Here is a 287-nt window from a genome sequence, read left to right on the forward strand (position 1 = left end):
AAATCGGTCACATACCAGCCATTACCTTTGAGCTGAAAACCAGCCGCAGTCACCTGCTTCTTAAATGCAGACTTGCCACACTCAGGACAGTCAGTCAGCGGCGCATCAGAAATCTTTTGCAATACATCTTTGGCAAAACCACACTGTTCGCAACGATAAGCGTAAATCGGCATACTCTCGCCCTAAAAAACTGATAAAACCCTGAATTATAAAGGTTTTACCGGAAAATTTGCGCATTGCATCAAGCCTGGCTCAGACTTCCGCCGCTTGCCGTGTATATTGTGGCA

The 287-nt window shown here is 46.0% G+C and carries 1 protein-coding gene; it reads right to left on the minus strand.

The window, feature by feature from the left end; all coding sequences use genetic code 11:
• On the minus strand, positions 1-173 hold a 173-nt coding region (locus tag KDM89_RS21885; RefSeq protein ID WP_329604733.1), incomplete at its 3' end, for an FmdB family zinc ribbon protein.
• Between the last annotated feature and the right edge of the window lie 114 nt (positions 174-287).

Origin of the sequence: Cognatundibacterium luofuense (assembly GCF_018139685.1) — a bacterium.
Classification (GTDB): domain Bacteria; phylum Pseudomonadota; class Gammaproteobacteria; order Burkholderiales; family Burkholderiaceae_D; genus Undibacterium; species Undibacterium luofuense.